Source organism: Neisseria sicca 4320 (assembly GCF_000193735.1).
Taxonomy (GTDB): domain Bacteria; phylum Pseudomonadota; class Gammaproteobacteria; order Burkholderiales; family Neisseriaceae; genus Neisseria; species Neisseria sicca_E.
Genome location: NZ_AEPF01000113.1, coordinates 45940 through 59537 on the forward strand (window position 1 = coordinate 45940; position 13598 = coordinate 59537).

The window sequence follows — 13598 nt, forward strand, 5'->3', positions numbered from 1 at the left end:
AAATCAAAATGCCTGCCCCTTTTCGGGCAGGCATTTTCATGCGGTCATGATGTGCGGCTCAATATTTGACTGTCCAACCTATCTCGCCGCCTGCGCGCATCGGGACGAGTTCTCCGTCGCCATATGGAACGCTTGCAGGGACGGTTTGGTTTTGTTTGACGAGGGTGATCGTATCGGTGTTTTCGGGAATGCCGTAGAACCTTGCGCCGTTTTTCGAGGCGAAGGCTTCGAGTTTGTCCAACGCGCCTGCTTTTTCAAACACTTCGGCGTAAAGCTCGATGGCAGTCATGGCACTGAACATACCGGCGCAGCCGCAGGCGTTTTCTTTGGCGGACTTGGCGTGCGGCGCGGAGTCGGTGCCGAGGAAGAATTTGTGCGCCTTCTCGCCGGTAACGGCGGCAACCAATGCCTGACGGTGGGTTTCGCGTTTGAGTACGGGCAGGCAGAAATGATGGGGGCGCACGCCGCCGACCAAGAGGTCGTTGCGGTTGAGCAGGAGGTGTTGCGGGGTCACGGAGGCGGCAACGTTGTCGCCTGCGTCCAAAACGAGGCGGGCGGCTTCGGCGGTGGTGATGTGTTCGAACACGACTTTGAGATTCGGTACTTGCGCCAAAACGGGTTTCATCACGCGCTCGATAAAGGCGGCTTCGCGGTCGAAAATGTCGATTTCGGGGTCGGTTACTTCGCCGTGAACGAGGAACAGGATGCCTTGTTTTGCCATTTCTTCCAAAACGGGAATGAGTTTGAACAGGTCGGTTACGCCGGAATCGGAATTGGTCGTTGCACCTGCGGGGTAGAGTTTGAAGGCGATGATGCCGGCGGCTTTGGCTTCGCGCACCAGCTCGGGTGTGGCTTGGTCGGTCAGGTAAAGCGTCATCAACGGCTCAAACGCGCTGCCTTCGGGCAATGCCGCCATGATGCGCGCTTTGTAGGCAAGCGCGTCGGCAACGCTGACGACGGGCGGTTTGAGGTTGGGCATGATGACGGCGCGCCCCATCTGGCGGGCGGTATAGGGGGCAACGGCTTGGAGCGCGTCGCCGTCGCGCAGGTGCAGGTGCATATCGTCGGGGCGGATGATGGTCAGGGTTTGCATGAGTGTTCCTTTTTAGATTTTTGGGTTTCAGACGACCCCTTGATGTTTCCTTAAAGCTCGTCTGAAAAGGCTATTGCACAAGGACAGGCTTGCCGTTGTAGGACTGATGCGTCAGGTAAAACACCGCCTGCACGGGCAACTGGTCGGACGGGGTAGTTTTGACGGTCAACAGGGTTTCTTCCGAGCTGCCCGACGCGCGCCACGCGTAGGACAACTGGCGGATCGGAATCGGCGATTCGGAGGCTTGGTCGGTGCGCAATTCGTTGTTCAAGCCACTCGGCGGGTTTTCCACCAATACCATAAACTGCTTGCGTATCAGGGTTTCGTCCGCACGCGCCGTCTTCACGCTGCAACTGTCGCCGGTCAGGCTCAAATAATAATCCGCGCCGTCCTGCGTTTTCTTCCAAACGGCAAGCGCATCCGGCTCAATGAAACCTGCGGGCAGCCTGCCGATTTCTTCCGCGTTCAAAGCCGTCAGTTTTTCATTATCGGCAAAAGAGCGCACTTTATCGGCAGCCCCGTCAAAGGCGACGCAGCCTTGACGGAACAATTCCGCCGCCGCGTTCGCACGATCCGCCATTTGCTCGGGCGGCACTTCCTCCCTGCCGCACGCCGTCAAGAAAAGGGAGAAAGCGGCAAGCGTCAAAAGCCTTGAAATCGGACGTTTCGCCATTTTCAGACGACCTTTATTTGTGTTTCACAACCAGCGTAAACACGCCGTCTTCTTCGCGCGATTCGAGCAAGACATGCCCGGTCTGGCGGCAGAACGTCTCAAAATCGCCGGGCGCGCCGCCGTCGGTCGCCAACACGGTCAGGACTTCGCCCGCCTCCATTTGCGCCAAGGCTTTTTTGGTTTTCAAAATCGGCAAAGGGCATCTGAGTCCCTTCAAGTCTAAGGTGTGTGCGTTCATATTTTCCGATGTTCCGTTAACAGGATTAACATGAATTATACCGTACTTACTTGCACCCCACCCCGACGAACCCATAAAATAAAGCCGTTTTTCACTTTGGAGCACACCATGCGCCGTCTCGCCCTCCTGACCCTCTGTCTTGCCACCACGGCAGTCAACGCCGCCGGATTCAGCGAAAAAGATACCCCCTTCAACACACGCTACAAAGAAAGCCCCGAAGAAGCCGCAGCCCGCGAGTTCGCCGAACAAAAAACCGCGCTCCCGCCGCTGCCCGACACTCAATCCGGCGACTGGTTCGACCTCTACGTCAGCGAAGACTACGGCAAACAGCCCAAAAATCCTCCTCAGCAGCCTGCAAATCATGCCCTCTCCCGACGGCAGCATCCGCTACATCCTGAATGTGCGTTCCGACAAAGGCCATGACAACCTGACCGTCGAAGGCCTCTTCTGCGCCCGCTCTTCCTTCACATACGGCAAAGACAAACGCTCGTCTTATAAAGTGTTCGGCTACGGCGACACCGTCAACCGCCGCTGGATCGAGCCGCGCAAAGCCGAATGGAAACCCATAGGCTCGACCTTCAACAAAAACGACGCGATGCGTGCCGTTCTCTACCAAGCATTCTGTACCGACGGCGTACCGACCACCACCGAGGGCCTGGTCAAACGCCTCAAAGAACGCGCCGGACGCTACGCGCCGAAAATGGTGCGCCACGACAAATAAGCCGTTTGACGGTTTCAAACATCAAAAAAGGTCGTCTGAAATATTTTCAGACGACCTTTGTTCCATTCGAATCAAACACGGATGTCAGGTACTTTATTGAATAAACGATAGAAATTGTCGCTGGTGTAAGCAGCAAGCGTTTCTACGGGTTCGCCGCGCAGTTTCGCCACAAACTCGGCGGTGTAACGGACATAGGAAGGTTCGTTAGGCTTACCGCGTTTGGGGACCGGGGCGAGGAAGGGGGAGTCGGTTTCGACCAGCATTCGATCCGCAGGGACGTATTGGGCAGCTTCTTGAATTTGCGGGGCATTTTTGAAGGTAACAATGCCGGAGAAGGAAATGTACAGCCCCAAATCCAAAGCGGCTTTGGCAAAAGCGGTATCTTCGGTGAAGCAGTGGATAACGCCGGAATTGGTTTGAGCTTCTTTCAGAATCGCCAAAGTATCGGCGGCGGCATCGCGGGTGTGGACAATCACAGGCAAACTGCTTTCGTTGGCGGCTTGGATGTGTTCGGCGAAGCGGCGGTGCTGCCATGCCAAATCGCCTTTGCACCAGTAATAATCCAAGCCCGTTTCGCCTATGCCGACGACTTTCGGGTGTTTTGCCGCTTCAACCATTTCAGCGACGGTAAATTCTTCGGCTTCTTGGCTGTCGGGGTGGACGCCTATGGTGCAGTAAACCTGTTCATTGGCTTGGGCGATGTCGAAGACTTCGGCGAAACTCTGTTTGCTTACGCTGATGGCAAGTGCCTGTTTGACGCTTTGTTCTTCCATATTGGCGAACACTTCAGGCAGGCGGTTGCTCAAACCTTCGAAATTGAGATGGCAGTGCGAATCGATTAAATGCATGATTTTAAAGCGTGAAGGTAACGCGGTCGCTGCGCAGTTTCGGGCCCAGCTCGCCTTCAATCAGGGTTTTCGCCTGAAGGCAGCTCTCGTGTTCGGAAAATGCCAGTCCGACACCTTTAGGACGGTGGGCGGAAGTACGGGCAGGGTTGATCCAGACGACTTTGGTAGGCAGGAAACGTTTGGGGTAATCGGCGATTTCAACGGCAAGCAGGATGTCTTCGCCCAATGAAAATACGTCTTCGGTCGGAACGAAAAGTCCGCCGTGTTCGAGAAACGGCATATAGCAGTTGTAGAGCAGAGTCGGGTCTTTAAGCTGCAACGCCATCATTTTCGCCGGAATGTCTTTATTGTTGTTTACCATTTTGTTTTACCTTATCTGATTATTTGTTTTGCCAAAATTCGAGATATTCAGTCAGCAGATACTCAAGCTGCATTTTAACACTCAAGGTGTGGTATCCGTAAGGGCTGAGTGCGTTCAGACGACCTGTCAATGCAAACAGGCGGCGCGGGTCGGTTTTGGAAGCCGTCTGCGACAATACCTGCGCGTAATCGGGGTAATAAAGCGGCGGCATTTGTTGTTGCGCCAAGCCGACATCCAACAGCCATTTCTGCATCCAATCAATGAAGACTGCCAACGGCTGTTTGTGTTTGTCGAACGCAGCGGCGTAGTCGAGTATCGTTAACAGGCGCGGCGCGGCAAGCAAAGTGAGCAGCTCTTCGCGCAAGTCATCCATTTCGGGCGCATGGGCAAACAACGGCGCACCACTGTGAAAAGCCAGCAACGATTCCGCATCGTCCACATCCTCTCCACGAAGATACGACAAAGCTTCGTCGCGCGAAGGTGCGGGCAAAACCATCTGGCGGCAACGGCTTTTAATGGTCGGAAGAAGCTTGTCGCGTGCATGAGTAACCATCAAAAAAACAACATGTTGCGGCGGTTCTTCCAAAGCTTTAAGCAAGCCGTTTGCCGCCTGCACGTTCATGCTTTCAGCGGGATGCACCAAAACCACCCGCAATCCTCCGCGCACAGCCGTCAGATAAATGTTTTCCACAATATCGCGTACGGCATCTATTTTAATCTGCAACAATTTTCGCCCGACCGCACTGTCTTCGGGAATTTCAGGAGTGAGTTCGTAAAAATCGGGATGGCTGTTTTGCAAAAACAAATGACACGAAGCACATACACCGCAAGGCTGATGATCTTCCCGAGGCGATTCGCACAGCAAAGCCTGTGCCACAAACCGCGCAAACGCTGTCTTGCCGGTGTTTTCCTTGCCGGTAAACAGCCAAGCGTTCGGACGGTTTTCCCAATGGTCAGCAAGCTGCCGCCACTGGTTTTGATGCCACGGATAAATCATGTCGAAAAGTACAAACGTTTGAACAAAAGCGTGATTATACAGGGAAATGTTAGAGGTCGTCTGAAAAGCGGCTTCCGTTTCAGACGACCTTACCGGATGTGCATCATTTTTAAGCAACATGATTTTTTGTTTGTATATCAATCGTCAAACCAATTTATACACAGGCTGTTCACACAGTTTGCCTGACAAAATGTGTATCACAACAAAACCCGCACAATACTTTTTTCAAATTTCAAACAACAGCCTGCGCTATAATCCGCCTCATTCACCTTCACCCTTCCAATCATGAATCAACAAAAAACCTACCTGCTGCTGACCGCCCTGTTCACCCTTATTTTCATCGCACTCATCATGCTCGGCGGCTACCTGCTTTCCATCCAAAGCAAACAGTTCGCCGTCGCCGCCTTCCTGTTCGCCTTCGGCGCCGTCTTCGCCCAAATCGGCAGCCTCGCCCTCTACATCCGCCACAAAGCCCGCGCACAAATCATGCGTGAGCAACAAACCGAATCCCATTAAGGCTGGGTATTGTTCGTTATCCGTTTGCCGGTTCTACAGGCTTTACATAGGTAAAGTTTTGTTTGCCGCATTGCTCCCCCCCCCTTGCAATTTACACTGACACCGCATACAACTAGTATGTTCTTAAATCTTTCAATCTACAGGAGTGGACTTATGAAACAAAACATCATCGTTGCCTTATTCAACATCTCCAGCGAAGCTTATCAAGCCTTTTCTGAATTGAAAGCTTACTCGCAGACAACAGATGCTTTGGTGGCACAAGCCGTTTTGGTTAAAAAGGAAAATGACCTGATTATCCCAGCAGAAAGCACCGACTTTACCGCCAATACGGTCGAAGGCACATGGACGGGCAGCCTCATTGGTTCACTGGTCGGCATTCTCGGCGGTCCTATCGGTGTTCTGTTGGGTGGAGCTACTGGCGCACTCATCGGCAGTGATGCAGGTACTGCCCAAACATTGGAAGAGGGGGCGTTGCTGGAAAATACAGCCAAAAAACTGGATAACGGCAGTACTGCAATCATTATTTTGGCGCAAGAATCCGACGAGGCTGTATTGGATGCTTTCTTCCACCGTTTCAAAACCGTTATTCTCCGGCAAGATGCAGTCGTTGCCCAACAGGACGTATTGGCAGCAATAGAAGCGCAGGAAGAAGTGGCACGTCAGGCACACGAAGCTTGGAAAAAACAGCGCAAAGCCGAACGCAAAGAACGCAAAGAGATAGTGGAAGCCTTCAAGGCCGACATCAAACAAAAATTCGACGAATTGGCAGCCAAGTTGAAATAACACTGCCACCAACCCAAGGTATGTAACCGCTCAAATTTTCCGTTTCGGATGCATGCCAAACCGGTTTGAGGCTACCTGAAAATCTATTTTTCAGGTAGCCTCTCCCTTTTTCATGCCCCGCCAAACCATCATGCTCACCCCGCAAAGCTGCGACCTATTCCAACGCCCATTTTTCCAGTTCGCCCAAATCCGCCAATACCAGCCCGAAACCGAAGCGCAAACCAAGCAAGGCCGACTACAAAGCCGCGTGGCAAGTGTGGCGCACGTTGGTTTTACAGGTAGCCTCACAACTGGGCGCGGGCTTTGCCCCGCCGCATATCGAACGCTGGTGCAACGGCTGGCAGCGCGACCTGGCTAGTCGAAACCCTGCACCGCCTGCTGCCAGTGTACGAAGCCTGCCACAATGTGCGGCTGTGAGCGGAAGCAAGCTTCCCCCATCTGCCGTTAAGGCTACCTGAAATCTAAAAGAAACAAACAAAACCAATGACCAAACGCCGAACCTTCCTCATTCTGACCATCCTCTTCACCCTGCTCTTCATCGCATTGGTAACGTTGGGCGCCTACCTGCTTTCCATCCAAAGCAAACAATTCGCCGTCGCCGCCTTCCTATTCGCCTTCGGCGCCGTCTTCGCCCAAATCGGCAGCCTCGCCCTCTACATCCGCCATAAAGCCCGCGCACAAATCATGCGCTCGCAACAAACCGAACCCCATTAAGGAAAACCCATGTTCGACAAAATCGTCCTCGCCAGCGGCAACGCAGGCAAACTCAAAGAATTTTCCCGCCTCTTCGCCGATTTGAACATCGAAGTCCTGCCGCAATCGCAGTTCGACACGCCCGAGTGCCCCGAGCCGTACCGCACCTTCGTCGAAAATGCGCTCGCCAAAGCCCGCCACGCCGCCAAACACAGCGGCCTGCCCGCGCTCGCCGACGACTCCGGTATCTGCGCCGCCGCATTAAACGGCGCACCCGGTATCCTCTCCGCCCGCTATGCCGGAGCAAACCCCAAATCCGATGCCGCCAACAACAAACGCCTTTCAGACGACCTCGCCGACAAAGCCGACAAAAGCTGTTATTATGCCTGCGTCCTTGTCCTCGTCCGCCACGAAAACGACCCGCAGCCCATCATCGCCGAAGGCATCTGGCACGGACAATGGCAGACAGAAGCCGCAGGCACCAACGGCTTCGGCTACGACCCGCATTTCTACCTGCCCGAACACAACTGCACCGCCGCCGAGCTTGCCCCCGAAATCAAAAACGCCGAAAGCCACAGGGGACAGGCGTTGCGGGAATTATTGAGAAAAATTGAAGCCCTATAAATCAATCGATAGGCCGTCTGAAAAAATTTCAGACGACCTCAATCCCCAAAACACACCATGACCCAAATCACCTTCCCCCAAGCCGGACATCTCACCGCCCTGCCGCCCTTGTCGCTCTACATCCACATCCCGTGGTGCATCAAAAAATGCCCGTATTGCGACTTCAATTCCCACAGTCTGAAAAACGGATTGCCCGAAGCCGCCTATATCGACGCGCTGCTGACCGATTTGCAGCTCGAATTGCCCAATATTTGGGGCAGGCCGGTGGAAACGATATTTTTCGGCGGCGGTACGCCCAGCCTGTTTCAGGCGGAATCGATTGACCGTTTGTTGAGCGGCGTGCGTTCGTTGTTGCGTTTGCAGCCCGAAGCGGAAATTACTTTGGAAGCCAATCCGGGCACGTTTGAAATCGAGAAGTTTCAAGGATTTAAAGACGCAGGCATCACGCGGCTTTCTATTGGCGTGCAGAGTTTCAACGACGATATGCTTACACGACTTGGGCGCGTCCACAACGGCAAGGAAGCCTTAACCGCCATAGCTACTGCCCTGAAATTATTTGATAAAGTGAATATCGACTTGATGTACGCCCTGCCGAACCAGACTGTTCAGACGGCATTGGATGACGTACAAACCGCCATCGCCACGGGCGCGACCCACATCAGCGCGTATCATCTGACGATGGAGCCGAACACGCCGTTCGGCCATACACCGCCGAAAGGTTTGCCGCAAGACGAAGCCGCCCTCGACATCGAAGACGCGGTACACGGCACGCTGGAAGGCGCGGGTTTTATCCACTACGAAACATCGGCTTTTGCGAAACCCGCCATGCAGTGCCGCCACAATTTGAACTACTGGCAGTTCGGCGATTATTTGGGCATAGGCGCGGGCGCGCACGGCAAAATTTCCTACCCCGACCGCATCGAGCGCACCGTCCGCCGCCGCCATCCCAACGACTACCTTGCCTTAATGCAAAGCCAACCGAGCGAAGCCGTCGAACGCAAAACCGTTGCCGCCGAAGATTTGCCGTTCGAGTTCATGATGAACGCCCTGCGCCTGACCGACGGCGTACCTGCCGCGATGTTGCAGGAACGCACAGGCATACCCGCCGCCAAAATCATGGCGCAAATCGAAACGGCTAGGCAAAAAGGCTTGCTGGAAACCGACCCGACCGTATTCCGCCCGACTGAGCAGGGACGGTTGTTTTTAAACGATTTATTGCAATGCTTTTTGTAGGATTAGATTTTTTCAGACACCTTGTTACGCCAAACCGTAACATCCGCAGGCTATTGCCCTAAGTCATAGCGGACATTTTTCATGTTGTTTGTTTTATCATAATAAAATACAATCTGATTAGCCGCCTATCATGATTAACTCTCGGCGGCACTACCCCTTACCAATTCCAATCAAGGACACAAACATGAAAAAAGTATTGACTGCACTGGTTGCGCTCTCTGTCTCTACTGTTGCGCTGGCAGATGACAGCCGTGGTTTCTACGTTCAAGGCGATGTAGGCCATTCAACCGTAAAAGCCAAAACAGGCGAAGACAGTGGTAAAGTAAAAGGCTTCAGCCCACGCCTGTCCGCAGGCTACGACTTCGGCGACTTCCGCGTAGCCGCCGACTACACCCACTATAAGAATTTTAAATTGCATGAAGAAAATTCTTTGTCATCTTCAGACTATAAAGTGAAATTCCAAAGCGTAGGCGTATCAGCAATTTATGATTTTGACTTAAATTCTCCTGTTAAGCCTTATGTTGGTGCGCGTGTTGGCGTTAACCGTGTTTCTTTTGATAATCATTTCAAAACTGCCACGTACAGCGAAACTGAAACTTACCGCAAAACCAAAACCGGTGTAGGCGCACTGGCAGGTGTAGGCTATGACATTACCGAAAACGTCGCTTTGGATGCCGGCTACCGCTACAACTACTGGGGCAAATTCGAAGGCGTAAAAGTACACTCTCACGAACTCTCCGCCGGTGTGCGCGTGAAATTCTAATTCCCGCATCCCTCATAATAAAACCGCCCGAAGCGTCCAAACTTCGGGCGGTTTTCGCAAATGAGTGAAGTACATGCGATATATAGTGGATTAAATTTAAATTAGGACAAGGCGACGAAGCCGCAGACAGTACAGATAGTACGGCAAGGCGAGACAACGCCGTACTGGTTTAAAGTTAATCCACTATAATTCTATTCCCATTCAAATTTATTTAACCAAAGGTCGTCTGAAACTATCTATACCCTACACAATCCCTCGGTTTTATACGATAATCACCACCGTTTTCATCAAAGTTTCCATCTTTCAGACGACCCCGACAACAGGAGAAAATCATGTCCAAAACCATCATTCACACTGACAAAGCCCCCGCCGCCATCGGTGCATACAGCCAAGCCGTCCGCGCGGGCGACACTGTTTACATGAGCGGTCAAATCCCTCTAGATCCCGTCACCATGACCGTTGCCGGCAACGGCGACTTCCGCGCCGAAGCACGCCAGGTCTTTCAGAACCTGCAAGCCGTTGCCGAAGCCGCAGGCGGCACACTGGCCGACATCGTCAAACTCAACGCCTACCTGACCGACCTTGCCAACTTTGCCGTCTTCAACGAAGTCATGGCAGAGTTCATCCAAGAACCCTTCCCCGCCCGCGCCGCCGTCGGTGTCGCCTCCCTGCCCAAAGGTGTACAGGTCGAAGCCGAAGCCGTGCTGGTACTGAACGCATAAGACACGCAACCCGTTTTCAGACGACCTCCCTCAAGCCAAAGGTCGTCTGAAACACCACACACAATCGGACAATAACAACAATGGCACACTACGCAATCGGCGATATTCAAGGCTGCTTCGACGAATTCACCCTTCTGCTCGACAAAATCAACTTCAACCACGGCACAGACACCCTCTGGCTCGTCGGCGACATCGTCAACCGCGGCCCCAAATCCCTCGAAGTCCTCCAATTCTGCATGGAACACGAAAGCAGCGTGCGCATGGTTCTCGGTAACCACGACCTGCACCTGCTCGCCGTCGGCTACGGTGAAGGCACGGTCAAACGCAGCGACACCATCACACCCATCCTCACACACCCCGCCAGCAAAAAAATGCTCGACTGGCTGCGTTTCCAACCCCTGCTGATCAAAGGCGTCCGCCACGTTATGGTTCACGCCGGCATCCTACCGCAGTGGACCATCGCCCGCGCCGAATTGCTCGCCAGCGAAACCGAAGCCGAACTGCGCGGCAAAAAATACAAAAAGTTTTTCTCCAAAATGTACGGCAACAAACCCGCCGAATGGAGCGAAGACCTGACCGGCTACGACCGCCTGCGCATGATTGTCAACGTCTTCACCCGAATGCGCGCGCTGACGCTGAAAAACGAACTCGACTACGACTACAAATCCACCCTCAAAAAAATGCCCTCGAACCTGCGCCCTTGGTTTAAAGCCCCAAACAGGCAAAACCTCAGCCACACCATCGTCTTCGGCCACTGGTCTTCGCTGGGCTTTATGAACACCGACAACATCCTCTCCCTCGACACCGGCGCACTTTGGGGCGGCGAACTGACCGCCATCAACCTCGCCGACCACAGCATCACTCAAGTCTCCTCCCTCGGCGGCTTGGACTGGAAAACGGCTTTGAAATAAGCCATAAAAATGAAAAAGGTCGTCTGAAAAACCGAGATTCAGGTTTTCAGACGACCTTTTATATCTGCAAACCGCAAGCCTTACCCGCGGTTTGACAATCAAGCCAGCGGGGCGAGCAGTTTGTCGAAGGCTTCTTCAAACTGTTTCAAACCGTCTTCCTGCAAGCGGTTGGCGAGGGTTTCTACGTCTATGCCGAGCGCAGCGGTTTCGGCAAGCTGCGCTTGCGCTTCGTCGATTCCTTCGGTCAGCGTGGCTTTGGCGGTGCCGTGGTCGATGAAGGCTTTGAGGGTGGCGTCGGGGACGGTGTTGACGGTGTGCGCGCCGATCAGGCTGTCAACGTAGAGCGTGTCGGGATAGGCGGGGTTTTTGACGCCTGTGGATGCCCATAAGAGCTGCACGCGGTTTGCGCCTTTGGCTTCCAGCGCGGCAAATTCGGGGCTGCCGAAGTATTGCGCCCAGTCTTGGTAGGCGGCTTTGGCAAGGGCGATGGCAATTTTGCCTTTGAGGTGGTCGGGCAGCGTTGCGTCCAGCGCGCCGTCCACGCGGGAGATGAAGAAGCTGGCGACGGCTTGGATATGGGCAACGCTTTGTCCGGCTGCCAAACGTTTGGCGATGCCGCGCGCGTAGGCTGCGTAGGCTTTGAGGGTTTGGGCGCGTGAGAACAGCAGGGTCAGGTTCACGCTGATGCCGTCAGCGATGAGGGTTTCGAGTGCTTCGATACCTGCATCGGTGGCGGGAACTTTAATCATGGCGTTTTTACGCGCGATGGCGGCATGGAGGCGGCGTGCTTCTTCTACCGTGCCTCGCGCGTCTTTGGCAAGCTCGGGGGAAACTTCGAGGCTGACGAAACCGGTTTTGCCGCCGGTGGATTCGTGTTCGGCAAGGCAAACGTCGCAGGCTGCCTGTACGTCGGCTATCGCCATGGTTTCGTAGCGTTGTTTGGGGCTGAGGTCTTGCTGCTTGAGGGCGGCGACTTCATCGGCGTAAAGCGCGTCGCCGGCAAAGGCTTTTTGAAAGATGGCGGGATTGGAAGTTACGCCGCACACGCCTTGTTTCAACATTTGCGCCAATTCGCCGCTTTGCACGAGCGAGCGGGAAAGGTTGTCCAGCCAGATTTGTTGTCCTAATGCTTTAACGTCCGATAAAATAGTCATCTCTGATTCCTTTAAATATAGGTTATTTGCAAAGCAGACGGTAATGCTACCCTTATTCGGCAAATTTGGATAGTTTATTAGGGCATTTCATCATGTCCAAAACGATATATAGTGGATTAACAAAAATCAGGACAAGGCGACGAAGCCGCAGACAGTACAGATAGTACGGCAAGGCGAGGCAACGCCGTACTGGTTTAAAGTTAATCCACTATAAGACGAACACAAAAAGGCATTCATTTATGGCAGGAAACGGTCAATATCTCGATTGGGCGCGCGAAGTGTTGCACACCGAAGCGGACGGCTTGCGCGAAATTGCGGCGGAATTGGACGAACAATTCGTCCACGCGGCAGACGCGCTGTTGCATTGCAAAGGCAGGGTCGTCATTACAGGCATGGGCAAGTCGGGACATATCGGGCGCAAAATAGCGGCGACCATGGCTTCGACCGGCACACCCGCGTTTTTCGTCCATCCTGCGGAAGCGGCACACGGCGACTTGGGCATGATTGTGGACAACGATGTCGTCGTCGCGATTTCCAATTCCGGCGAAAGCGACGAAATCGCCGCCATCATTCCCGCGCTCAAACGCAAAAACATCACCCTAATCTGCATCACCGCCCGCCCCGACTCGACCATGGCGCGTCATGCCGACATCCACATCACGGCGTCGGTTTCCAAAGAAGCCTGCCCGCTGGGACTTGCCCCGACCACCAGTACGACCGCCGTCATGGCTTTGGGCGATGCGCTGGCGGTCGTCCTTTTGCGTGCACGCGCGTTCACGCCCGACGACTTCGCCTTGAGCCACCCCGCCGGCAGCCTCGGCAAACGCCTGCTTTTACGCGTGGCAGACATTATGCACAAAGACGACGCCCTGCCCGCCGTCCGGCTCGGCACGCCCTTAAAAGAAGCCATCGTCAGCATGAGCGAAAAAGGCTTGGGCATGCTCGCGGTAACGGACAACGAAGGTCGTCTGAAAGGCGTGTTCACCGACGGCGATTTGCGCCGCCTGTTCCAACAGCGTGACCGCTTTGACGGGCTGACCGTCGATGAAATCATGCATCCTTCCCCCAAAACCATCCCCGCCGAACGCCTTGCCACCGAAGCCCTGAAAGTCATGCAGGCAAACCATGTCAACGGGCTTTTGGTAACCGACGCCGACGGCGTGCTGACCGGCGCGCTGAATATGCACGATTTACTGATGGCGCGGATTGTGTAGTCCGAGCAGGTCGTTTGAAACCCGATTCAACGTTTTCAGACGACCTTTCCAGTA

Annotated in this window: 16 protein-coding genes and 2 pseudogenes; 11 read left to right on the forward strand and 7 right to left on the reverse strand. The window is 54.0% G+C overall.

The window, feature by feature from the left end; genetic code table 11:
• Positions 1 to 58: 58 nt before the first annotated feature.
• The 3 genes from pyrC to NSCA4_RS0110015 all read right to left on the reverse strand — a co-directional run bounded on the left by pyrC (position 59) and on the right by NSCA4_RS0110015 (position 2004).
• Entirely contained in the window at positions 59 to 1093 is a 1035-nt protein-coding gene (gene pyrC, locus NSCA4_RS0110005; RefSeq protein ID WP_016687999.1) for a dihydroorotase, read from the reverse strand.
• A gap of 70 nt (positions 1094 to 1163) precedes the next feature.
• Positions 1164 to 1766, reverse strand: a complete 603-nt coding sequence (locus tag NSCA4_RS0110010; RefSeq protein ID WP_016688000.1) for an NMCC_0638 family (lipo)protein — start codon at positions 1764 to 1766, stop codon at positions 1164 to 1166.
• Positions 1767 to 1779: 13 nt separating this feature from the next.
• Positions 1780 to 2004 carry a sulfurtransferase TusA family protein gene (locus NSCA4_RS0110015; RefSeq protein WP_016688001.1) on the reverse strand — a complete coding sequence of 75 codons (225 nt, stop codon included), beginning with the start codon at positions 2002 to 2004 and terminating at the stop codon, positions 1780 to 1782.
• 108 nt (positions 2005 to 2112) lie between these two features.
• Here NSCA4_RS0110015 and NSCA4_RS13100 point away from each other — a divergent pair.
• Positions 2113 to 2725 (forward strand): annotated as a pseudogene (locus tag NSCA4_RS13100) (CNP1-like family protein).
• Positions 2726 to 2796: 71 nt separating this feature from the next.
• Here NSCA4_RS13100 and NSCA4_RS0110025 read toward each other — a convergent pair.
• From NSCA4_RS0110025 to NSCA4_RS0110035, 3 genes are read right to left on the reverse strand one after another with little or no spacing between them, the layout of a single operon-like run.
• Entirely contained in the window at positions 2797 to 3573 is a 777-nt protein-coding gene (locus tag NSCA4_RS0110025; protein WP_016688002.1) for a TatD family hydrolase, read from the reverse strand.
• A gap of 4 nt (positions 3574 to 3577) precedes the next feature.
• Positions 3578 to 3934, reverse strand: coding sequence for a PilZ domain-containing protein (locus tag NSCA4_RS0110030; protein ID WP_003760734.1), 357 nt, complete (start codon positions 3932 to 3934; stop codon positions 3578 to 3580).
• 19 nt (positions 3935 to 3953) lie between these two features.
• On the reverse strand, positions 3954 to 4931 hold the full coding sequence (locus NSCA4_RS0110035) for a DNA polymerase III subunit delta' (protein ID WP_029609722.1): 978 nt from the start codon (positions 4929 to 4931) through the stop codon (positions 3954 to 3956).
• A gap of 285 nt (positions 4932 to 5216) precedes the next feature.
• Here NSCA4_RS0110035 and NSCA4_RS0110040 point away from each other — a divergent pair, with 285 nt between their 5' ends.
• The 9 genes and pseudogenes from NSCA4_RS0110040 to NSCA4_RS0110075 all read left to right on the forward strand — a co-directional run bounded on the left by NSCA4_RS0110040 (position 5217) and on the right by NSCA4_RS0110075 (position 11176).
• Positions 5217 to 5447: an NGO_0222 family membrane protein gene (locus tag NSCA4_RS0110040; protein WP_016688004.1), complete on the forward strand. Its 231-nt coding sequence runs from the start codon at positions 5217 to 5219 to the stop codon at positions 5445 to 5447.
• A 153-nt stretch (positions 5448 to 5600) separates the two neighbouring features.
• Positions 5601 to 6230 carry a DUF1269 domain-containing protein gene (locus tag NSCA4_RS0110045; protein ID WP_016688005.1) on the forward strand — a complete coding sequence of 210 codons (630 nt, stop codon included), beginning with the start codon at positions 5601 to 5603 and terminating at the stop codon, positions 6228 to 6230.
• Between the two features lie 130 nt (positions 6231 to 6360).
• A pseudogene (locus tag NSCA4_RS14130) lies at positions 6361 to 6574 on the forward strand (HI_0552 family protein); the annotation flags it as partial.
• A gap of 139 nt (positions 6575 to 6713) precedes the next feature.
• Entirely contained in the window at positions 6714 to 6944 is a 231-nt protein-coding gene (locus tag NSCA4_RS0110050) for an NGO_0222 family membrane protein (protein ID WP_003741840.1), read from the forward strand.
• Between the two features lie 9 nt (positions 6945 to 6953).
• Complete coding sequence (gene rdgB, locus NSCA4_RS0110055) at positions 6954 to 7547, forward strand: RdgB/HAM1 family non-canonical purine NTP pyrophosphatase (RefSeq protein WP_003741841.1); 594 nt, start codon at positions 6954 to 6956, stop codon at positions 7545 to 7547.
• Between the two features lie 57 nt (positions 7548 to 7604).
• Complete coding sequence (hemW, locus tag NSCA4_RS0110060) at positions 7605 to 8780, forward strand: radical SAM family heme chaperone HemW (protein ID WP_016688006.1); 1176 nt, start codon at positions 7605 to 7607, stop codon at positions 8778 to 8780.
• A 184-nt stretch (positions 8781 to 8964) separates the two neighbouring features.
• Positions 8965 to 9543: an opacity family porin gene (locus tag NSCA4_RS0110065; RefSeq protein ID WP_016688007.1), complete on the forward strand. Its 579-nt coding sequence runs from the start codon at positions 8965 to 8967 to the stop codon at positions 9541 to 9543.
• A gap of 332 nt (positions 9544 to 9875) precedes the next feature.
• Positions 9876 to 10265, forward strand: coding sequence for a RidA family protein (locus NSCA4_RS0110070; protein ID WP_016688008.1), 390 nt, complete (start codon positions 9876 to 9878; stop codon positions 10263 to 10265).
• A gap of 80 nt (positions 10266 to 10345) precedes the next feature.
• Positions 10346 to 11176 carry a symmetrical bis(5'-nucleosyl)-tetraphosphatase gene (locus NSCA4_RS0110075; protein ID WP_016688009.1) on the forward strand — a complete coding sequence of 277 codons (831 nt, stop codon included), beginning with the start codon at positions 10346 to 10348 and terminating at the stop codon, positions 11174 to 11176.
• Positions 11177 to 11274: 98 nt separating this feature from the next.
• Here the strand turns inward: NSCA4_RS0110075 and tal are convergent, their stop codons facing one another.
• Positions 11275 to 12330 (reverse strand): transaldolase, encoded by a 1056-nt coding sequence (gene tal / locus NSCA4_RS0110080; RefSeq protein WP_016688010.1) that lies wholly within the window; start codon positions 12328 to 12330, stop codon positions 11275 to 11277.
• Positions 12331 to 12569: 239 nt separating this feature from the next.
• On the opposite strand from tal, the gene NSCA4_RS0110085 reads away from it, so the two are divergent.
• Positions 12570 to 13544 (forward strand): KpsF/GutQ family sugar-phosphate isomerase, encoded by a 975-nt coding sequence (locus NSCA4_RS0110085; protein ID WP_016688011.1) that lies wholly within the window; start codon positions 12570 to 12572, stop codon positions 13542 to 13544.
• Positions 13545 to 13598 lie beyond the last annotated feature (54 nt).